This window comes from Prevotella multiformis DSM 16608 (genome assembly GCF_000191065.1).
Taxonomy (GTDB): Bacteria; Bacteroidota; Bacteroidia; order Bacteroidales; family Bacteroidaceae; genus Prevotella; species Prevotella multiformis.
In genome coordinates this window covers 1,275,641-1,295,651 of the sequence record NZ_GL872283.1, presented here as the reverse complement: position 1 = coordinate 1,295,651, position 20,011 = coordinate 1,275,641, and the positions used below count along the sequence as shown (strand labels likewise).

Annotated in this window: 19 protein-coding genes; 11 read left to right on the top strand and 8 right to left on the bottom strand. The window is 52.6% G+C overall.

Annotated elements, in window-relative coordinates; all coding sequences use genetic code 11:
* Positions 1-8: 8 nt before the first annotated feature.
* From HMPREF9141_RS12475 to HMPREF9141_RS10615, 9 genes are all read left to right on the top strand, one after another.
* Positions 9-980: a DUF2589 domain-containing protein gene (locus tag HMPREF9141_RS12475; RefSeq protein WP_007368756.1), complete on the top strand. Its 972-nt coding sequence runs from the start codon at positions 9-11 to the stop codon at positions 978-980.
* Positions 981-1,300: 320 nt separating this feature from the next.
* The gene (gene xpt / locus HMPREF9141_RS10650; protein WP_007368755.1) at positions 1,301-1,873 is read left to right on the top strand and encodes a xanthine phosphoribosyltransferase; all 573 of its coding nucleotides are present in this window, start codon (positions 1,301-1,303) and stop codon (positions 1,871-1,873) included.
* A gap of 184 nt (positions 1,874-2,057) precedes the next feature.
* On the top strand, positions 2,058-3,401 hold the full coding sequence (locus HMPREF9141_RS10645; protein ID WP_007368753.1) for a nucleobase:cation symporter-2 family protein: 1,344 nt from the start codon (positions 2,058-2,060) through the stop codon (positions 3,399-3,401).
* A gap of 258 nt (positions 3,402-3,659) precedes the next feature.
* Positions 3,660-4,088 (top strand): type II restriction endonuclease, encoded by a 429-nt coding sequence (locus HMPREF9141_RS10640; RefSeq protein WP_007368752.1) that lies wholly within the window; start codon positions 3,660-3,662, stop codon positions 4,086-4,088.
* A 2-nt stretch (positions 4,089-4,090) separates the two neighbouring features.
* A complete protein-coding gene (locus tag HMPREF9141_RS10635; RefSeq protein ID WP_007368751.1) occupies positions 4,091-5,005 on the top strand; it encodes a DNA adenine methylase in 915 nt (304 codons plus the stop codon).
* A 374-nt stretch (positions 5,006-5,379) separates the two neighbouring features.
* Positions 5,380-5,832 (top strand): hypothetical protein, encoded by a 453-nt coding sequence (locus HMPREF9141_RS10630; RefSeq protein ID WP_007368749.1) that lies wholly within the window; start codon positions 5,380-5,382, stop codon positions 5,830-5,832.
* A 93-nt stretch (positions 5,833-5,925) separates the two neighbouring features.
* Complete coding sequence (locus tag HMPREF9141_RS10625) at positions 5,926-6,450, top strand: DUF4251 domain-containing protein (RefSeq protein ID WP_007368748.1); 525 nt, start codon at positions 5,926-5,928, stop codon at positions 6,448-6,450.
* Positions 6,451-6,484: 34 nt separating this feature from the next.
* Positions 6,485-7,597 (top strand): energy transducer TonB, encoded by a 1,113-nt coding sequence (locus tag HMPREF9141_RS10620; protein ID WP_007368747.1) that lies wholly within the window; start codon positions 6,485-6,487, stop codon positions 7,595-7,597.
* Between the two features lie 300 nt (positions 7,598-7,897).
* A complete protein-coding gene (locus HMPREF9141_RS10615; protein ID WP_007368746.1) occupies positions 7,898-8,407 on the top strand; it encodes a toxin-antitoxin system YwqK family antitoxin in 510 nt (169 codons plus the stop codon).
* Positions 8,408-8,747: 340 nt separating this feature from the next.
* On the opposite strand, the gene HMPREF9141_RS10610 is transcribed toward HMPREF9141_RS10615, so the two are convergent.
* From HMPREF9141_RS10610 to HMPREF9141_RS10575, 8 genes are all read right to left on the bottom strand, one after another.
* Complete coding sequence (locus tag HMPREF9141_RS10610; protein ID WP_007368745.1) at positions 8,748-10,229, bottom strand: MBOAT family O-acyltransferase; 1,482 nt, start codon at positions 10,227-10,229, stop codon at positions 8,748-8,750.
* 30 nt (positions 10,230-10,259) lie between these two features.
* Positions 10,260-11,015 carry an SGNH/GDSL hydrolase family protein gene (locus HMPREF9141_RS10605; RefSeq protein ID WP_007368744.1) on the bottom strand — a complete coding sequence of 252 codons (756 nt, stop codon included), beginning with the start codon at positions 11,013-11,015 and terminating at the stop codon, positions 10,260-10,262.
* A gap of 9 nt (positions 11,016-11,024) precedes the next feature.
* Positions 11,025-11,774, bottom strand: coding sequence for an exodeoxyribonuclease III (locus HMPREF9141_RS10600; protein WP_007368743.1), 750 nt, complete (start codon positions 11,772-11,774; stop codon positions 11,025-11,027).
* Position 11,775: 1 nt separating this feature from the next.
* Positions 11,776-12,396, bottom strand: a complete 621-nt coding sequence (locus HMPREF9141_RS10595) for a DUF4840 domain-containing protein (protein ID WP_007368742.1) — start codon at positions 12,394-12,396, stop codon at positions 11,776-11,778.
* Between the two features lie 61 nt (positions 12,397-12,457).
* Entirely contained in the window at positions 12,458-13,051 is a 594-nt protein-coding gene (folE, locus tag HMPREF9141_RS10590) for a GTP cyclohydrolase I FolE (RefSeq protein ID WP_004352441.1), read from the bottom strand.
* A gap of 117 nt (positions 13,052-13,168) precedes the next feature.
* Positions 13,169-13,843, bottom strand: a complete 675-nt coding sequence (locus HMPREF9141_RS10585) for an SPOR domain-containing protein (protein WP_007368741.1) — start codon at positions 13,841-13,843, stop codon at positions 13,169-13,171.
* A gap of 75 nt (positions 13,844-13,918) precedes the next feature.
* Positions 13,919-16,039 (bottom strand): BT_3928 family protein, encoded by a 2,121-nt coding sequence (locus HMPREF9141_RS10580; protein ID WP_007368740.1) that lies wholly within the window; start codon positions 16,037-16,039, stop codon positions 13,919-13,921.
* A complete protein-coding gene (locus HMPREF9141_RS10575) occupies positions 16,032-16,580 on the bottom strand; it encodes a DUF1599 domain-containing protein (RefSeq protein ID WP_007368739.1) in 549 nt (182 codons plus the stop codon). Before HMPREF9141_RS10575 ends, HMPREF9141_RS10580 begins: the two co-directional genes overlap by 8 nt.
* Before the next feature lie 478 nt (positions 16,581-17,058).
* On the opposite strand from HMPREF9141_RS10575, the gene HMPREF9141_RS10565 reads away from it, so the two are divergent.
* Entirely contained in the window at positions 17,059-18,483 is a 1,425-nt protein-coding gene (locus HMPREF9141_RS10565) for a CCA tRNA nucleotidyltransferase (protein WP_040554835.1), read from the top strand.
* Between the two features lie 196 nt (positions 18,484-18,679).
* Entirely contained in the window at positions 18,680-20,011 is a 1,332-nt protein-coding gene (locus HMPREF9141_RS10560; RefSeq protein WP_040554833.1) for an efflux RND transporter periplasmic adaptor subunit, read from the top strand.

Below are 20,011 nucleotides of genomic sequence, written 5' to 3'. Positions count from 1 at the left end.
GAAAGAATATGCCTGAATTAAATAACCCCAAACAAAGCCAGCAGAATTCTTCGCTGAGCGAACTTGATTTCAATCGCATCATCGGCGGACCTCTTTCAGCCTGTGTAAATGCACAGGAAGAGGCTGCCCGAGCTACCCTTGAATATCTCTACGGGGTGGTGTTCAGAAAGAAGCCCGGCCACTCTGAAAATCTTGAGCCTGTCACCGTGACCTTCTACTTCGAGAGTGGTGGACAGGTAAACCGTCTCATCATGCCACTCATCTGCATCGTGCCCGTTCCCTACCTGCAGATAGAACAGGTTAACTTGACCTTTCAGGCAACGGTGACGGAGAGCAGCATGCAGGATGACAAGGTGGAACTCAAGGCCAAGTATTCTGCTCCAGGCGACTCTGCTGCAATGACGGATGTTACCAAGGAGGAGTTCAAGAGCAAGCGATGTATTGACGTCAATCTTTGCGTGACTGCGGCTGACATGCCAATGGGCATCTCCAAGCTGATCGAGATCTTTAACAACCAGCTTGTAGAGATAAAAGAGGGTGAGCCTGTTCCAGTGGTTCAACCGCCAATTCTCTGGCCATCTGAACCGCATGACCAGCATGGGGAGCCAGTCTCCAAACCAGTTGACAAGCAGGGAAAGGAAACGAATCCTGATCTGAAGGGTGAGGAAGAGAAGCCTGCTCCTCCGCCAGTCGATTCGCATGAGCAGGAAGAAAAACCGGCTCCTCCAGCTGATGAACCGCAGCCTCGCTATAATATCAAGTTGATTACCGTGCCCCGCAAGCAGCAGAAGTCTGCGGTTGTGAACATTGTCAACTCGCTTTCCGGCAACAGTAATGCGCTCACGGGTAATTCACTCAACAATATTCTTAAAAGTGCGCAGCGGACGATTCCGATCGAAACGGACTTGGAAACTGCCAAAGATATTGTGGCAGCATTGAAGAAGAAGTCTATTTCCACTACCGTGGTAGTGGCGTTTTAGCTGCTCATCTCATGGAGAAGTGGGACTGAAAAATGACTCGTTGAAGGCGCAGGTACAAACATCAGGTGGTCAGCATGTTGCAAGATCGTGTAATAATTGTTGCTTGATTGCTTCTCAACCAAGCCTTGATAAGCCGTGAAGTAAGCCTTACTTGCACGTCAAGTAAGGCTTAGTTGCGATGGTGCCGGGTACCTGCTATCCACAGCAGGAACTCCATTATCGGGGAAACAGAAAAACACAGGTATTTTTCGTTATATTTAATCTTTTTAGTACTTTTGCAGGCAATTAATTCTCAAAACCGACTAACGATTCATTGCACAATGAAAGCATTACGCGACCGTATCCTCAAGGATGGAAAGTGTTACCCGAACGGTATCCTGAAAGTAGACAAGTTCATCAATCACCAGATGGATCCTAATCTGATGAAGCAGGTCTGTGTGGAGTTCATCCGCCGTTATGCTTCGACCGAAATCAACAAGATCATCACCATTGAGGCAAGCGGCATCGCACCGGCCATCATGATGGGCTTCCTGCTCGACCTGCCTGTGGTCTTCGCCAAGAAAAAGAAGCCCTCGACGATGGGCGATATGCTTTCGACGACGGTCTTTTCGTTCACCAAGCAGCGGGAATACCACGTCGTCATCTCCAAGGAGTATCTGGGCAAGGGCGACAAGGTGCTGTTCGTCGACGACTTCCTTGCCTATGGCAATGCGGCGAAGGGCATCATCGATCTCTGCCGGCAGGCCGGGGCCGAACTGGTGGGGATGGGCTTCATCATCGAGAAAGCGTTCCAGCACGGCCGTGAGGTGATAGAGGCGGCCGGTGTGCGCTGCGAGAGCCTGGCGATCATCGAGTCGCTTGAAAATTGTGAGATAAAACTGCGAGAAGAATAAAACCAAGGTGGGCTTTCATGCCTGCCTTTTTTGTTTCGGCGGATTCCATGCCCGCTGCCTTTGCTGGATGAATCCGTCTGCCTCCGGGGCGGCAGGCCGTCGGCCGTTGAAGCGGCATGCCAGCCACTCCCGCTTCCTGAAGCATGGTACACCTTATTATATATAGCATTTAAAAAGTAAAAGAATGGAAAAGTCCAAGGAACTCATCTATGGTCTGAACGACCGTCCGCCTCTCCGTGAGACACTGTTTGCCGCCTTGCAGCATCTGCTGGCGATCTTCGTCGCCATCATTACCCCTCCGCTCATCATCAGCTCGGCGCTGAAGTTCGACCTGGAGACGACCGGCTTCCTCGTGTCGATGTCGCTCTTCGTGTCGGGGCTGGCCACATTCGTCCAGTGCCGCAGGTTCGGTCCGGTCGGGACGGGGCTGCTCTGCATCCAGGGAACGTCCTTCTCGTTCATCAGCCCGATCATCGGTGCGGGGATGCTCGGCATCGTCGGCGGCAAGATGGATGTCGGACTGGGGCTCAGCTACATCTTCGGTGCCTGCATGGTGGCATCGGTCGTCGAGATGGTCGTGAGCCGTCTGCTGCCTTACACCCGTAAGATCATCACGCCGCTGGTATCGGGCATCGTCGTCTCGCTCATCGGTATGTGCCTGATCAAGGCCGGCATCACCTCCTGCGGCGGCGGCCAGTCGGCGGTGGACGGCGGGACTTTCGGGTCGTTGCAGAACCTGGGGCTGGCATTGCTGGTGCTGGTGAGCATCATCTTCTTCAACCGTTCGTCCAACCGCTTCCTGCGCATGGGCTCCATCGTGCTGGGGCTGCTGATAGGCTGCGTGACGGCCTATGTGCTCGGCATGATTGATTTTTCACGCATCAGCGGTGCGGGAAACCTGAACATCCCTGTGCCTTTCAAGTACGGTCTGCACTTCGACGCGGGGTCTATCATCGGCCTGGGGCTGATCTATCTCGTCACGGCGGTTGAGGCTTTCGGCGACATCACCGCCAATTCGCTTATATCAGGCGAGCCCGTCGAGGGACCCGTCTTCCTGAAAAGGGCGCAGGGAGGTGTCCTTGCCGACGGCTTCAACTCCTTTCTGGCTGCCGTCTTCAACAGCTTCCCTAACTCCATCTTCGCCCAGAACAACGGTATGATCCAGCTCACAGGCGTCGCCAGCCGCTATGTAGGCTACTTCATCGCCGGAGCTTTGGTGCTGCTGGGGCTCTTCCCGGTCGTCGGCCAGCTCTTCTCCCTCATCCCCGATGCGGTGCTGGGCGGAGCGACGCTGCTGATGTTCGGTACGGTCGCAGCAGCGGGCATCCGCATCATCGCCGCCACGGAGATAACACGCAAGGCGGTGCTGGTGATGGCCATCAGCTTTGCCATGGGCCTGAGCGTGGAGTTAGTGCCCGGCATCCTCGACAAGATGCCCGATATTATCAAGAACATCTTTTCGAGCGGGATCACGACGGGAGGTCTGACAGCCATCCTTGCCAATGCGTTCATCCGCATCAAGGAATAGCCGGCGCACCGGCTGTCCGGAGGCTGGGCAGCCGGGACAGGCCGCTCCTGCCTGTCGTCGCTGATCCGGACGCTGGGACTGCCGTTCCCAACGGCCGGGAATCCTGCTCCCAACGGCTGGGAACCGGATTCCCGACCGGTTGGGAATCCCATTCCCGTTTGTCCTCCGGCCGGTCGGGGGTAGACATCATCGGGTGAACCGGCAATTTTCATCCTCTTTCCGTCAGGTTCATATTGGGGATATTCCCGTAATCGCAAAGTGAAAAAGAACACGGATTATCCGTATGGTGCGTATAAATGTCATCTTGTACTGGGGATACTTTATAAGCAAGGTGTCAGTACTGAGGATGAACTGAAAGTATATAGCATAAACGAGCTTAATGCAATAAAATCGGTTATTGAGCATTTTATTTTCTTTGTCCAGCCCAAATGGAAAATTGCATGTGACAGACCGGGCAGTGGAAACACGAGGAATATCGGAGGGGTCATAGAGATTGACAAACTCACGAAGGGAGAAGGCACCTTTGCTATACTCGGAGAAAAGGTGTTTGACCATTATTGGATGAATTTCTATAATGCAGCAGATGCAACTAAAGCCGGCATTGGGAAACCTCATTATAATAATCTTGAGACTTACCGGGAATATCTGGAAAAAGAGAATAAAATACTTACCGAATTGAAAAAATAAATATGCAAGTCATCATTCCTCCTATAAAATCGCAGGGTATTAAGACCAAATTGCTCCCATGGATTAATGACCTGATTCTGACATCGGGAATTTCACTTAATGCACGTTGGATAGAACCTTTTTTCGGCACGGGTGCTGTCGGCTTCAATTCGCCTGTCAATGGTATTCATATCGTAGGGGATACCAACCCGCATATCATAAATTTCTATCGACAAGTCCAAAGTGGGATAATTACGCCTTATACTATGCGTACATATCTTGAGCGTGAAAGCAAACTCTTAGAGATGGCAGACGAAGATGGATATGCGTATTACCGGCTTGTCCGTGACAGGTTCAATCAGGATCATAGTCCTTATGACTTTATTTTTTTGTCTCGGGCAGGGTTTAACGGAATGATGCGTTTCAACAGACGCGGCGATTGGAATATACCCTTTTGTAAAAAACCTGGACGATTTGCACCTGCATATATAACGAAAATCTGCAATCAAATAGGAAGTGTCGCTCAGGTCATCAACAAGAAAGCGTGGAGTTTCAATAATGTTTCCTTCCTTGAAACCATAGCACAGGCTGGTGAAAACGATATTATTTATTGCGACCCGCCATATTATGGTCGATATGTAGACTATTACAATGGATGGACGGAGAAAGACGAAGAGGAACTTTTCGATGCTTTGTCACAGACCCGTGCGAAGTTTATTCTTTCTACCTGGCATCACAATGATTACCGGCCCAATGAGATGATAAAACGTCTCTGGCAGCGTTTCAATGTCGTGACGAAAGAACATTTCTACCATAACGGTGGGAAAATTGAGAACAGACACTCTATGGTCGAAGCCATGGTCTTCAATTTTGATTTACAGGAGAGGGTTGAGGTTGTAACTCCTCATAAACAACTGGAGTTATTCACAACGATATAAAACGGTCACGTATTCCATCGAGACCGTCATCCATACTGATTGACAAGGTCTTTCTTATGTACGTCAAAAAAGTCGAAGAGAGTCCATTGGGTGAACTTCTGTGCGGAAGCAGGTGTCCGGATCTGCCGTTTCATAAAGCTGCCCCCCCTCTTTCCACGGCTTCTACACAGCATGCTGGTCTTGAAGAATTCAGACCTTTTCAAACATCAGGAAAGGAGTATTCGGAGGCATTCATTTTGGTTTTTTATTCCAATTGGCTTATAATTCGGGATTTTTATCTAAATTTGCAGGGGGAAGGAGAACATATAGGATTGTGTTTCTTCCGGGAGCATAAACAGGACTTCCCATGAACAGAATAATTATACAGCAAGACGATGTTGAAGCAGCATATACAGCATAGATTTACCGGGACCCTCACCTTTAAGGTGCTTCTGGGTCTGATTGTCCTTGTTCTCCTGGGACTGGCCTATAATTTCATTGTGGCTGAAGATGATGCGCCGTTGGCTGACGATGCGCAGGAAGAAGAGCTCCAGCACGATGCCGACAGGGACACAATAGACATTGTGGGCGATTATCTCTGGCCGAAGATGAAGGCTTCGAAACAGGACATGATGACGGATGAGGCGAAAGCCGGCGATGGAGGAAAGGGGAAAGATGCCCGGCCGGCGGAAGAGAAAGCGGCGGGGGCGAAGACTGGTGACGACCATAGCGAGGCTCCGGTTCCGGTGCCTGCTCCCGATGTGACTTCTCCTGCGGAGCAGCCTGCCCGGCAGTCGGCTCCCGCCATAGAAAAGATGGAGGCGCCGAAGATCGAGAAGATAGAATAAGGCATGCTGTCTCCCCGCAGCCGGCTTCTCTGCTTCTGTACACGCCTGCTTTGAGGGAGAGGACAGCAGGAACATTAAAAGAAAGCGAGGTAAATGATGAAACATTTGATTTTGTCCCTTTCGGCAGCCGCCCTGCTGGCAGGCTGTGCTACGGCTTATTATGACTCAGAGGGGAACCCTGTCTCCAAGGAGCAGATGGCGCACCTGCGGACGGCCGCTGTGAAAGCGCATCTGGGCGAACGCCGCTACCGTGTCTTCGTAGACCGGATGTATCCCATGCGCGGCCCTTCCGTCTATATGGCGGAAGACTGGTGCATCGAGGTGAGCGGCGATTCAGTCGGTCTTTCCCTTCCGTATATCGGCCGGGCGTACCAGATACCTTATGGTTCGGGCGGGGGCATGCATCTCCTGGAACCGCTGACCGACTATAAGGAAGAACTGATCAGGGACGGGCGGCGTGTCGTCATGACGACACGCGATGAATACGAGAGTTTTCAGATCGTATTGGAGGTGTTCGACAATGCTGCGGCCTCGCTCATCGTGAGCCCCAGCGGAAGAGAGTCCATCCGCTTCACGGGCGAGATGCAGCTCGACGACTCCTTCACGAGGAAGAAATAAAGTACAGCGGAAACGACAGACAACCTTTTATGAAATGATGACCGGCAGACTTTTCCCCTTGCTTCTCTCTCTGGCCGTAGGCCTTACCGCAACGGCACAGACATCGATGAATGTCGCTTCCCGCGACGCCATGCTCTATGAGGCGTCCTGCCATCTGTATGAGAAAGGCGACACGCTGACCAGTGTCTCCATGGACATGGAATGGCCGGAAGGACTGAATGGATCGGTGCTGCCGGAGCTGCAGCATTGTCTTACGGCTTTCTTCTTCGGACAGCCGTCCGCCGGTTATAGGGAAGGATGGCGGAATTTCCAGCTGCAGAGGGGCAAGGAGATTCGGACGATGAAGGATGACAGAGCGTCCGTCCGCCGGTATTGCGACATGAAGCTGCATTGTCTCTGGCTGGAGCCGGGGCGGTACATCTCTTTCCTCGCCTGTCTGGAAGAACGGGGAGAGCAGTCGGTCATTGCCTCCAGACACCTGTACTTCACCTTTGACCTTATCCATCAGAAGATCCTGACACAGAGAGATGTGTTCAATCAGGAACGTCTCTGGAGGAATGCCGGCATACGTTATCAGTTCTGTGAGGTACTTGACACGACGTCGAATGCCCCTCTCACCGATACTGTCGACTGGGAACATCTGCCCGGCCAGTTTGCCTTGGAGGGGCCGTACGTGCGCTTTGATCTCGGTACGGACAGTGTCGGGGGCACGTATTCTTTGGTGAGCAATGAGGTGATAGATGTGCTTTTCTCAAGGAATTTCAGGAGATGGCTGCGACAGCCGCTTCCTGCCGCCGGCACAGCGCACCTCCCCGCCGAGGCGGTATATGCAGCTCTTCCCGCCGACTCGGTTTTCCCAGAGACAATGCCCCGGTTTGAGGGGAATATTTCTGAGGCTGTCGGACAGAATCTCTTTTATAGTGACAACCACCGGGAATCGACACCCAGGGGGAAGGTGATCGTGTCCTTTGTCGTCGATGTGGATGGATCGCTGAAGGATATGGTCTTCTTGACGGTAGGCAATGTCGTTTTGAACCGTGCTGTCGCCGCTGCCCTGCGGTCGATACATGGCTGGAAACCGGCTATGCTGCACGGCCGGCCCGTTGCCTGCAGATACAATCTGCCGTTCATCTTCTGCTTCCGATAGTGTCTTCGTGACAAAATGCAACACTGTCGTTCCGGTTGTTTGCACACGGAATTGATATAGGTCAATCATGTGACAGATAGACAGGGAGAAGGTCTTGTATTCTTGAATTTTGTATAGTCTGCTTCTTTTTCTGAACTAATCTGCTTGGTTTTGTTTACGTTTTGATATTTTCTTCGACCGTAAATTACAACTGAAAACGCATGAAAAATAATCGGAAAATACCCTTGTTTTTATTTGGCGGTGTCATTTCTAAGCACTAATTTTGCGGTGTCAAAACGATAATTAAAGACCTATACAACAATGAGAAAATTACTTTTGTTAGCACTGGTGTGCTTGGTTTCTGCAACATCTTTTGCGCGTGAAGGCGTTACAACAGTGGTGGTATCTCGTGATACGATATTCTACAATCAGCAGAAGAAAGTAGTGGCCGACCGTGATGCGGCGGCTTATTACCGTCTTCTGGCGAAAGAAACTTACAAGGGACAGGAGCGTGACATCTTCCAGGACTTTTATCCAGACGGTCAGAAGCGGCTCGAAGGAGGCTATGCTTTCCTCGATCTGGGGAACGACGCCAACACGGTGCTTGACGGGCATGTGACCTCTTACTATCCAAATGGAAAGGAGAAATGGAACTGTAACTATGAGAATGGGAAGCGTAACGGCTATCTCACACTGAACCTTCGTGATGGAAGCGTGGGAGTCGTGGCTTATGCCGAGGGACATGTACGGTTCAATTACATGATGGTGACCCATCCTGACGGGAGAATGGAGAAAGTGAATCTCAAGCACTATGCGGAACTGCTCCAGTAGTGGTTTCGCCCCTGCGGACACCATGGACTGTCGCATGCTTTTGCCTTGGCGGGCATTCGGCGGCGTCCAGTCCCGTCCAGGAGATGTATTGGTTTTTTCAATGCAATAAAGTTAAAGGGATTAGATCTGTCGTCTCTGCATCGGGAGATGCGGCTTCAGAGTTGCACTTTAGGCTTGCTCTGTCAAGCCGGATTGTAAAATCCTCTATAAAAACCGATCCCCGGCAGGCTGAGCGAAGCCTGTCGGGGAATATTCGATTTGGGGCATCATGCCCTTCAGCGAAGAAAGTGGATGTCGGTGTCTGGCGATGGAATATCCGTCTGCCGTCCTGTCTCCGGTATCAGAACTGCGTGTAGATGAAAGGTTGTATGCTGTGCTGGCTGAAGTTGATGGCCAGCTGCAGCACCAGGGCGAATATACCCAGTTTTACGAGCCATGGAGCATGGACGAAGCGGTCCTGCAGCCAGCTGTAATCGTTGCCGCGGATGCTGTGAAGCTCCAGGCTGATGAGGACGACGATGATCCACAGCGGGTATTCCATGAGGAAGGTATAGGCATCGGAAAGGCTTGTCGTCTGGAGGATGTTTGTCATCAGGGTCGTGGCTGTCGCCATGTCAGGTGAACGGAAGAAAATCCACGCAAAGGTGACATAGCCGAAGGTGAGGCACCAGCTGATGGCCTTTACTGCCGTATTATCGGGAATGCGGTCCAGTCCGTTGTTCTTGCACAGCTTATGGACGACCAGACCGATACCGTGAAGCACGCCCCATGCGACGAACATCCACGATGCCCCGTGCCATAATCCGGCGACAATCATGGCCAGGAAACTGTTGAGATAGGTGCGCAATGCCCCTCTCCGGTTGCCTCCCAGAGGAATGTAGAGATAGTCGCGGAACCATGTGGAGAGGGAGATGTGCCAGCGATGCCAGAACTCGGTGAGGTTCAGACTCTGGTAAGGGAAGTTGAAGTTGTCTTTCAGTTCGTACCCCATGAGTGCTGCGACACCGATGGCAAGGTCGCTGTATCCGGAAAAATCACAGTAGATCTGTACCGAAAAGCCCAGCACGCCCATCAGGTCTCCGAAGCCGCTCTGTACGGCCGGAGCGTCAAACACGATGTTGTTGTATTGTGCAATGTAATCGGCAATGAGTGCCTTCTTGACCATTCCGCAGATGATAAGCCACAGCCCCTTATATACAAGTCCGCTGTCGATGTCCTCTCTCGGTCTTCCGACTTGTGGCAGCAGCACTTCGGCACGGGTGATAGGACCGGCGATGAGGAGCGGGAAAAAGGTGAGATAGAAGGCATAGTCGGTCAGTTCTGCGGTCTTGGGGTAACGTCCCTTGTAGACATCGACCGTATAGCTGATGGCCTGAAAGGTGAAGAAGGAGATTCCTACGGGCAGCAGCATCTTCTCCGGAGAGAAGTTGCTGTGCAGGATTTCATGGAGTATTTCGAGCGTGAAGTCCGTGTACTTGTAATAGAGCAGGGGAGTGAGTTCCGCCAGTATGACGATGGCAAGTCCTGACCTCCGTATCTTCCCACGTTTCAGTCGCATCATGAAGCGGGTAAGATACCATGAGGAGATCGCCGTTATGGGGAGCATGAGCATCAGTATCCCATTGGCTTTGTAGGCAAAGAAGAGGCTGAATGCGATGACGTATGCCTTTGTCCACGGCTGACGGTAGCGGTTCAGTCCGATATAAATGGCAAAGAACACGAGGAAGGATGCCATGAACGACAGCGTACACAGCGACCAGCTCTTGTCTTGTGTGGACAAGAAATCAAGCAAGGTGGTTGTCAGCTGTGTTATCTTTGCCATGAGTCAGTCTCGTTTTTAGCTGTCTTCGTCTCATTTAAAACCTTCGAAGGAAGGTTGCAGGAGCTTCGTACGGGTTGCCTTATGGTGGGTGTTGGGCCTGTTCAACTGTAAGGGAGCAGCACACTGTTGGCTGGAAATGAACCTGGCCGCCGTGTCCATCCAATAGGCTGCGGCCGCCCATGTCGGGTGATAATGGTCGCTCCCGCGTCTGAGCTTGAGATTGCGGCTGTCGAAGAAACGTCCTGTACCGACATTCTCCTGTATGACATCATTGATGCCTGTGTCGCCGTTCCAGTCAGAAGGGCTTATCCAGACAAAGGGTATGCCGTCCAGCTTCTTCACGATGTTGCGTACATATTGCGCCCGGCTGGCAAGGTCGTTGACGAAGAGTTCATTGCTTCCCAGACAGATGAGAACATACGTCGGCCTGTATCGGGCTATGTAATGCTCCAGTGTGTGCGTCGTCCCCCAGCTTTCGGTGGATGAACTGTACCAGATGACGGTGTAGAGCCTGTGTCCGTTCTCACTGGCATAATCGCCCATTCGGCGTGACAGTCCCTCTACCATGGAGTCTCCGATGAAAAGGACAGTCTGGTTCCGACGTGTCTTTTTCACAGCCCGCCTCTTCTGTCTTGTCTGTTCAATGTGCAGGCGGGAGAGGCGGGCAAGTGTTATCTTCCGGATCGTATAGCTGCCCAGTGTTATCTCCGCAGGGATAACAGCATAGACGACGATGGCTGCCAGTACAGCAGCCATCAGAAGTAATGTCTTGATCTGGGCACGCATACGAAGGTCCTACTTCAGGTCGACTTCTATCGGACAGTGATCGCTTCCCATGATTTCCGTGTGGATCTTGGCATCTTCGAGACGGTCTCGCAGACGTTCGGAAATGAGGAAATAGTCGATACGCCAGCCTGTGTTCCGCTCTCTCGCACGAAAACGGTACGACCACCAGGAGTAGGTTACCTGCTCCGGATAGAGCGAACGGAAGGTGTCGATGAATCCGCTGTCCAGCAGCTGAGTCATCTTTTCACGTTCCTCATCGGTGAAACCGGCATTCCTGCGGTTCGTCTTCGGGTTCTTGATGTCGATCTCCTCATGGGCCACGTTCATGTCACCGCACACCACGACGGGTTTCTTCTCATCGAGCCAGTGGAGATAATTCTGGAAATCTTTCTCCCATTTCATTCTGTAGTCCAGTCTGCGAAGACCGTCCTGCGAGTTCGGTGTGTAGACCGTTACGAGATAGAAGTCGTCCATCTCCAGCGTGATCACACGTCCCTCATGGTCGTGCTCGTCCATGCCGATGCCGTAGGTCACGTCCAGCGGCTTGTGCTTCGTGAAGATGGCCGTGCCGGAATAGCCTTTCTTGTCAGCGTAGTTCCAGTATGACGTATATCCGGGGAAGCTGATGTCGAGCTGTCCGGCCTGCATCTTGGTCTCCTGCAGGCAGAAGAAGTCGGCATCCAGCGCCTTGAACTGCTGCTCGAAGTCCTTACCCACACAGGCGCGAAGTCCGTTTACATTCCATGAAATCAGTTTCATCTTATTTCTTGTTTGCTTTCAGATAATAGGTAACAGGCCTGTCAAAGTCTTTCTGTACCTCTGATGTACCATGCGCATTGTTCACCTTTACCAGCTTCTCCACCGTGAATTCGAGGACCATCTCTGAGTTGCTCATCGTGTAACGGCTGCTGAACATGGGCTTGTCGTCCGTGATATAGCCTTTCATTTCATAGGTGTCACCATCGATTGTCACGTTGAACTTGATTTGCGGTATGATGGTGAGTGAGGCGTTGCTGTCAGACAGCCCGATCCCTTTGATGACGGCTTTGAGCGGAGCGTCCTTTACCTTGAGCAGGGCGGCATGAAGCGGTGACTCTGTTCCTGTCGATCCTTCCTTTGATACGCCGTTCGCCAGCGTTCGATAAGGGAACTTGTCAATCGTGATGATGCGCGTCTCATCCACCTTCCAGCTGGTTGTCCATCCGGAAATTGTTGATGTACTATATGAGAAACCCAGCGTACCCTCATAGGACCCGAGCATATTCTTGAGCATCTGGTCAGCAGAGTTCTGATGATTATCATCACTGGAACAGCTTACAGCAGTCCATGCCATTGCGAATAAGCATATTGCTGTGGCGGCAGCATTCATAATCTTTTTCATTTCTTTGATGTGTTAAGTGTGAATTGTATCTGGTTAGGCCCATATCGAAGAAAGCCCCCTGTCATATTCTCTTAGTCTCTCCCCGCAGCAGGTCCATGAACTCGTTGCGCGTCTTGCTCGACCCGAACACGCCGCTGTATGCGCTCGTGGTGGTGATGGAGTTCTGCTTCTCCACACCGCGCATCTGCATGCACATGTGCTTGGCCTCTACGACCACCATCACCCCCTGCGGCTTCAGCGTGTCGTTGATGCACTGCATGACCTGTTCCGTCAGGCGTTCCTGCACCTGCAGCCGATGTGCGTAGATGTCCACGACACGGGCGATCTTGCTCAGTCCCGTGATGTGTCCGTTCGGGATGTACGCCACGTGCGCCTTGCCATAGAATGGCAGCATGTGATGCTCGCACATGGAGAAGAAGTCAATGTCCTTGACAATGACCATCTGATTGTATTTTTCTTCAAACAGCGCATCGGTCAATACTTTGTGCGGATCCTGCGTATAGCCGCGTGTCAATACCTGCATGGCCTTGGCAACACGCATCGGGGTCTTCTCCAATCCCTCTCTTTCAGGGTTCTCTCCTAATAGGGTGAGCACCTTTCGGTAATGTGCTGCCAGTTCGTCTAATCCTTCACGGAATTGTGTTTCTGGAGTCATATTATTCTTGTTTCTGGTTGACAGCGTCCCTTGGGGCGGGCATATCTTGTCCGGGATATATTGCCTGTTCCCATAGTCTGGCTGTCGCTGTTATATTATATAAGGTGTAACTTGTATTTAATTGTCGACAAACTGTGAAGTCTTGATGGTCACCATCGTGCGGATTACGTTGGCGTGCGGGTAGCCTCCTTTGCGGATGGCCCGCATGACTCTTCTTGCTGTATCATAGCTGGTGAAGTTGCCTACGAGACACATCCAGCGCGGGGGATAGAAATGGACGTACACGGGCTGCTCCGGGAACAGTTCCTTGGCTTTCTGTCCGGCCTTGTCCGCCTGTTGATGTGCTATGCGTGTGTTGCCGCCGCTGAAGACCTGTACACGGAATCCCCTCACCTTCTTTATCCCTTTCCTGACCCGTCTGGTCACAAGACGCGTGTCTTCCATCTCGTCCGGTGCAGGGACGTGCGGTCTTCTGACTAAACGTTTCACCAGTTTCGTCCTTACGGCCTCACGGGGCTGCAGGGTGCTGTTGTCCGGCCGTGCGATCTCCGGCTTGTGGTCGTTGAGCTTAGGTACAGCCAGCTGTCTTGTTTCCTGTGGCTTGACCGCCGGGCGTGTTGTCTCACGCTGACTCTCTACTTTCTTCCGGTCTTTGTTCGTTTTCTTTGCCGGCTTCTTTCCGTTGACAAGCGCGTCGATTTCGGCACTCTGTGTCACCGTCACCGACCCCTGGGCATCTGCCGCCGCAACGGCTGTCAGCATGAACACTATGATTGTAAGGAGTCTTCTCATTCTCTGTAATGGTTAAAACAGGATTCTATTGGCGCAAAAGAAGGCCAATAGAATCCTTTTTTTTGTTTCTGTTGGTTACTTCTTCCAAGCATCGATGATGCCCTTGAAGTCAGCAGCCTTCAGCGAAGCACCGCCGATCAGGCCGCCGTCGATGTCAGGCTTGGCGAACAGTTCGGGAGCGTTGCTTGCCTTGCAGCTGCCGCCGTAGAGGATGGAGGTCTCTTCGGCCACTTCCTTGCCGTACTTCTCTGCAACGATCGAACGGATGTAAGCCAGCATCTCCTGCGCCTGGTCGGATGTGGCGGTCTTGCCGGTACCGATGGCCCAGATCGGTTCGTAAGCGAGGATGATGCTCTTCCACTCCTCTGCCGTGAGGTTGAATACGGAACCGTCGAGTTCTGCCTTTACCACCTCGTTCTGCTTCTCAGCCTCGCGCTCCTCGAGGGTCTCGCCGCAGCAGAAGATGACCTTCAGGCCGTTGGCCAGTGCCAGACGTACCTTCTCCTTCAGAATCTCTGCCGTCTCACCGTAGTACTGGCGACGCTCCGAGTGCCCGAGGATGACGTACTGTGCGCCCGTGCTCTTTACCATCGCTGCTGACACTTCGCCCGTGTAGGCACCTTTTTCCTTGTCGGCGCAGTTCTCTGCACCCAGACCTACGAGGCTGCTGTCCAGCACCTGTGCAACACTTGCAAGATGGATGAACGGCGTACAGATGACAACGTCACAGTTCGGCTTCTCTGCCTTCAGCGACTCGTTGATTTCCTTTGCCAGTGCGACACCCTCCTGCAGGGTCTCGTTCATTTTCCAGTTACCTGCTACAATTTTCTTTCTCATTTGTCTTTTACGTTTTAAGAGTTGATATAATCTGTTTGACTGTTCTTTCTGCTTCAGCCAGTCTTCCTTCTGCCTGAGCCATTCTTCCCGTTTCCGCACCCATCTTGTCCACGACCAGATGCGGTCGGCGGCAATCAGGAAAGCCAGTGGGAAGACATAGCAGACGATGATCAGTACAATCTTTGTCCATGTCCTGTCTTCCGGCTCCCGTCCGGTTTCTATCAGCGAGAGCGGTGCGTTGAGTTCGTCCTGCTGCGGCAGGTCGTTGTGGCTCCATTTGTTGATGATGGTTCCCTTGTAGAGCAGCACCAGCCCCGGATTGCTGCGGATGACGGTCTTCAGTGTCGTGCCGTCCGTCGTATAGAAAGGATATTCCGCACCGGTGATGTCCCGCCAGTGCTTCACGGCCTTGTCAGTACTGGCTGTGAGACCGTAGAAACCGTATCCGTTCTCCTTGGCGTATTCGTAGACGGCATCGATTTCGCCGAAGTTGCTGTCGTCGGCACGCTCCAGCACGGGAGCGATGAGCAGGAAGGTATATCCGTCCCGGGTCAGTATGCTGTCCGTCAGGTCGTCGCCGGTCTGCTGGTCGGTGATGGAGAAGTCGTGGATGGGCGGCTCGTAGCCCTGCTCCAGGATTTCCTGATGGGTGTCCTTGAACACCCATGTCGAGTCGTCATAAGGGTAGTTGTCCTCCGTGAACTCCTTGGTAACGCCGTTCTTCTCGCAGATGAAGGTGGTCTTGTAGACAGTCTGCTTCGCCCCTTTCGGTATCTCCATTCCCTTCTTGATGTTCTGACCGATGTGATAAGGGCGGAAGTCGAAGATGGGAAGGTGGTAGAGGCTCAGCAGGGAGGCCGTGAGGATGAAGGCGATGGTGAAGTAGAAGGCTATCCACTGGTTGGTCTTCGAGATGAACCGCACCTGATACAGCGGCCATCGTGTCAGGACGATAGAAGCCGACAGCAGGACGACGTTCTTGAGAAACGTCTGTGTGTTCGTAAGGCGTATCGCATCGCCGAAGCAGCCGCAGTCCTGTATGGGGTCGCTGACGGTGAGCCACAGCGTCACGGCCGTCATCACGGCCATGAATGCCAGCGTCACCTTGCTCGCCAGCCGCCGGCGGATGGCGAGCAGCAGCAGTACGCCCAGCGTGAACTCTACGGCCGACAGTCCCACGGCCAGCATCAGCTGTGCCCAGTCCGGGACGTATGCCGACAGCTGTACGGCCTCCAGGTATTCTGCAATCTTGTACTGCGATCCCAGCGGGTCGATGGCCTTGACGAATCCCGAGAAGATGAACGTCAGTGCCAGCAGCGCACGGCACGCATTTACCGATATGGACTTGGTTTTATTCATGCAGTTTGATGGCCCCGAAAACGGCATAGTTCATTATGTCCATGTAATTGGCATCGATACCCTCGCTGACGAGTGTCTCTCCGCCGCGGTCCTCGATTTCCTTGATGCGTTCTATTTTCGTGAGGATGAGGTCGGTATAGCTGCTTACACGCATATCGCGCCATGCCTCGCCGTAGTCATGGTTCTTCTTTATCATCAGCTCGTAGGCTTCCTTTGCATAGCTGTCATAGAGTGTCAATGCCTCGTCCGGACTCATGTCAACGCTGTCGACAAAGCCTTTTGCCAGCTGGATAAGTCCCACGATGCTGTAGTTGATCAGGGCGATGAACTCCGGACGGACAGCTTCTCCCACCAGGTTCTCCCCCGTGATTTCCAGCGATCGGATGCGTTTCGCCTTGATGAAAAGCTGGTCGGTGAGGGATGACGGGCGCAGGATGCGCCATGATGCGCCATAGTCGTGGAGCTTCTTTGCAAAAAGGCTTCTGCATTCAGCGAGCACGTCCTGAAATTCCTGCTGTGTCTTTGTCAGTTGACTTGTCATTGTCTTATCTTGATTTGACTGCAAAAATACTTATTTTCATTGTAATAAACGAATGAATTGACAACTATTCCCATACGGAAAGGTGATTGCAAGGCATCGATAGGGTATCGGCAAGGAGGGGGCGCAGGATGACCGGGTACGCAAACAGACACCCGGCAGTCAGGATGGTAGCTATGGTGTGGTCGTAACCACACACAACAGCTACTGTATTCCCAACCGCCTGGGACTTGCATTCCCGATTGCTTGGGAACAGCTGTCCCGAGGCTTGGAACTCGTATTCCCAAGCGGTTGGGAATGTTTGCTGCATATACTTTTTTCGTTGTATTTGTTTATCTTATGAAATTATCCTTCAAATGTGCAGTTGATGATACAGTAGAGGTCTGCTCGTTTTTCACCTTATTCTCCGTATCATTTGTAGAACTAAAGTAATTTGTGTAACTTTGCAATGCTTTTTATTTATAAAAGACAACATTATTCTATGCGAGATCTCTCTGATGCCGAACTGGCAGAACTATTAGATAACGATATATTCCATCACATTTCAGATGCTGCCGACAGGCTCGGTCTGGAGTGCTATGTGGTCGGCGGATACGTGCGCGATCTGTTTCTGGAACGTCCCTCTAACGACATTGATGTGGTGGTAGTGGGCAGTGGCATTCAGGTGGCGAGTGGGCTGAAAGGCATCCTCGGCAGGAAGGCGCACCTGTCCGTCTTCCGCAATTTCGGTACGGCGCAGGTGAAGTACAAGGACACGGAGGTGGAGTTTGTCGGGGCGCGGAAGGAAAGCTACAGCCACGACAGCCGGAAGCCTGCCGTGGAGGACGGTACGCTGGAGGACGACCAGAACCGCCGCGACTTCACCATCAATGCGCTGGCCGTCTGCCTGAACAGGGAACGCTTCGGCGAGCTGGTGGATCCTTTCGGCGGTGTCGACGACCTCTGGGACGGCATTATCCGTACACCGCTCGACCCTGACGTTACCTTTTCTGACGACCCTTTGCGCATGATGCGCTGTGTCCGTTTTGCCGCACAGCTTAATTTCCTCATTGAGGAGGAGACCTTCGAAGCTCTGGAACGCAATGCCGAGCGGATCAGGATCATCAGCGGGGAGCGCATCGAGGAGGAGCTGAACAAGATCATGATGACGCCGACGCCCAGCAAGGGCTTTGTCGAGCTGTACCGCTGTGGCCTGCTGCAGCTCATCCTCCCGGAACTCGTCGCGCTGGATGTGGTCGAGACAAGGAACGGACGGGCGCACAAGAACAATTTCTATCATACCTTGGAGGTGCTGGACAACATCTGCAGGCATACGGACAACCTCTGGCTGCGATGGGCCGCCCTGCTGCACGACATCGGGAAGGCGAAGTGCAAGCGTTGGGATACGGCAGCCGGCTGGACCTTTCATAACCATAACTTCGTGGGGGCGAAGATGGTGCCGGGCATCTTCCGGCGGCTGAAGCTGCCGATGGACAGCAAGATGAAGTATGTCCAGAAGCTGGTCGACCTGCATATGCGGCCGATTGTCATTGCCGACGAAGAGGTGACGGATTCTGCCGTCCGGCGGCTGATGAACGATGCCGGCGACGATATAGACGACCTGATGACGCTCTGTGAAGCGGACATAACGAGCAAGAACGCCGTCAGGAAGAAACGCTTTCTTGACAATTTCCGTGTTGTCCGCGAGAAGCTGAAGGATCTTAAGGAGCGTGATTATAAACGGCTGCTGCAGCCCTGCATCGATGGCAATGAGATCATGGAGATGTTCCATCTCAGACCGAGCAGGGAAGTGGGAGTGCTGAAACAGACACTGAAGGATGCCGTGCTCGACAACCAAGTGCCCAACGAACGTGAGCCGCTGCTGGCACTATTGACTAAAAAAGCGGTGGATTTGGGATTGGTATAGACAATTATTGTTAAAAATGGGACAGGGCATCAAAGGCCTGCGATAGAAATGAGTATATTTGCAAATCGGAAACTGACTAATGGTAATATAGTTTTCGACACGCCTGTTCTGGTGGAGGACAAAAGGGCTCCATGTCCGGATGAGACTTTCGCCTGTTGAGATAAATAAGGAAAAGAGAATATACAACTATTTGAATATGAAAAATAACAGAATCTTACTGTTTGCGCTGGCCGTAGTGACGTTGCTCGCCAGTTGCGGCGGCGGTCAGCATGGACTTCCGACAAGTAATGAATACCCGGTGATTACAATCGGTGCATCCAATGCACAGTTGAAGACAACTTATCCTGCCACCATCAAGGGCATACAGGACGTAGAGGTGCGTCCGAAAGTGAGCGGATTCATCACCAGGCTGAATGTGCATGAGGGCGAATATGTCCGTGCCGGACAGGTGCTTTTCGTCATTGACAATGCGACCTATCAGGCTGCAGTCCGTCAGGCACAGGCGCAGGTGAACTCGGCACAGAGCAGTGTCGCACAGGCACAGGCCAGTGTCGTGCAGGCGAATGCCAGTCTGAACTCTGCCAGTGCGCAGGCGGCTACCTCCCGTCTGACCTACAGCAACAGCAAGAACCTCTATAACAACAAGGTAATCGGCGACTATGAGCTGCAGACGGCGAAGAATGCCTACGAGACGGCACAGGCCGCTGTCCGTCAGGCACAGAGCGGTGTGGCATCGGCCAATGCTGCTGTGCGTCAGGCGGAAGCAGGCGTTCGGCAGGCACAGGCCATGCTTGCTTCGGCGAAGGATAACCTTGGCTTCTGCTACGTGAAGAGTCCGGCATCCGGTTATATCGGCAGCCTTCCCTTCAAGGAGGGCGCGCTGGTCAGTCCGTCATCCGCCCAGCCTGTGACGACGGTCAGCAACACATCTTCCATGGAGGTTTACTTCTCCATGACCGAGTCTGACATATTGAATCTGAGCCGCAGGAACAACGGACTGGACAATGCCATCAAGGCTTTCCCGGGTGTCAGCCTGCTGCTGGCCGATGGCTCTACGTATGGGCATGAAGGAGCCATTGTCAAGACAAGCGGCGTGATTGACGCTGCAACCGGAACGGTGAGTGTCATCGCCCGTTTCCCCAACCCGGAGCATCTGCTGAAGAGCGGCGGCAGCGGCCAGATCGTCATAGCCAAGAACAACAACCATGCGCTGCTGGTGCCGCAGGAGGCAACTGCACAGGTGCAGAACAAGATCTTTGTTTATAAGGTAGACGGCGACAACAAGGTGCATTACAGCGAGATCACCGTCGATCCGCAGAATGACGGTGTCAATTATATCGTGACGAGCGGTTTGAAGATGGGGGATCGCATTGTGAGCAAGGGTATCTCTAACCTTGAGGATGGCGCACAGATCAAGGCTCTTACGCCGGCACAGTATGACGAGGCCATCAAGAAAGCCGAGAAGCTCGGTGAGAACCAGAGTTCTGCATCAGGCTTTCTGAAGGCTATGAAAGGAGAGGACAAGTAG

Excerpts from the sequence above, each read along its gene's own strand:
- HMPREF9141_RS12475 (WP_007368756.1), top strand. The coding sequence starts at position 9 with ATGCCTGAATTAAATAACCCCAAACAAAGCCAGCAGAATTCTTCGCTG.
- xpt (WP_007368755.1), top strand. The coding sequence starts at position 1,301 with ATGAAAGCATTACGCGACCGTATCCTCAAGGATGGAAAGTGTTACCCG.
- HMPREF9141_RS10645 (WP_007368753.1), top strand. The coding sequence starts at position 2,058 with ATGGAAAAGTCCAAGGAACTCATCTATGGTCTGAACGACCGTCCGCCT.
- HMPREF9141_RS10635 (WP_007368751.1), top strand. The coding sequence starts at position 4,091 with ATGCAAGTCATCATTCCTCCTATAAAATCGCAGGGTATTAAGACCAAA.
- HMPREF9141_RS10630 (WP_007368749.1), top strand. The coding sequence starts at position 5,380 with ATGTTGAAGCAGCATATACAGCATAGATTTACCGGGACCCTCACCTTT.
- HMPREF9141_RS10625 (WP_007368748.1), top strand. The coding sequence starts at position 5,926 with ATGATGAAACATTTGATTTTGTCCCTTTCGGCAGCCGCCCTGCTGGCA.
- HMPREF9141_RS10620 (WP_007368747.1), top strand. The coding sequence starts at position 6,485 with ATGATGACCGGCAGACTTTTCCCCTTGCTTCTCTCTCTGGCCGTAGGC.
- HMPREF9141_RS10615 (WP_007368746.1), top strand. The coding sequence starts at position 7,898 with ATGAGAAAATTACTTTTGTTAGCACTGGTGTGCTTGGTTTCTGCAACA.
- HMPREF9141_RS10610 (WP_007368745.1), bottom strand. The coding sequence starts at position 10,229 with ATGGCAAAGATAACACAGCTGACAACCACCTTGCTTGATTTCTTGTCC.
- HMPREF9141_RS10605 (WP_007368744.1), bottom strand. The coding sequence starts at position 11,015 with ATGCGTGCCCAGATCAAGACATTACTTCTGATGGCTGCTGTACTGGCA.
- HMPREF9141_RS10600 (WP_007368743.1), bottom strand. The coding sequence starts at position 11,774 with ATGAAACTGATTTCATGGAATGTAAACGGACTTCGCGCCTGTGTGGGT.
- HMPREF9141_RS10595 (WP_007368742.1), bottom strand. The coding sequence starts at position 12,396 with ATGAAAAAGATTATGAATGCTGCCGCCACAGCAATATGCTTATTCGCA.
- folE (WP_004352441.1), bottom strand. The coding sequence starts at position 13,051 with ATGACTCCAGAAACACAATTCCGTGAAGGATTAGACGAACTGGCAGCA.
- HMPREF9141_RS10585 (WP_007368741.1), bottom strand. The coding sequence starts at position 13,843 with ATGAGAAGACTCCTTACAATCATAGTGTTCATGCTGACAGCCGTTGCG.
- HMPREF9141_RS10580 (WP_007368740.1), bottom strand. The coding sequence starts at position 16,039 with ATGAATAAAACCAAGTCCATATCGGTAAATGCGTGCCGTGCGCTGCTG.
- HMPREF9141_RS10575 (WP_007368739.1), bottom strand. The coding sequence starts at position 16,580 with ATGACAAGTCAACTGACAAAGACACAGCAGGAATTTCAGGACGTGCTC.
- HMPREF9141_RS10565 (WP_040554835.1), top strand. The coding sequence starts at position 17,059 with ATGCGAGATCTCTCTGATGCCGAACTGGCAGAACTATTAGATAACGAT.
- HMPREF9141_RS10560 (WP_040554833.1), top strand. The coding sequence starts at position 18,680 with ATGAAAAATAACAGAATCTTACTGTTTGCGCTGGCCGTAGTGACGTTG.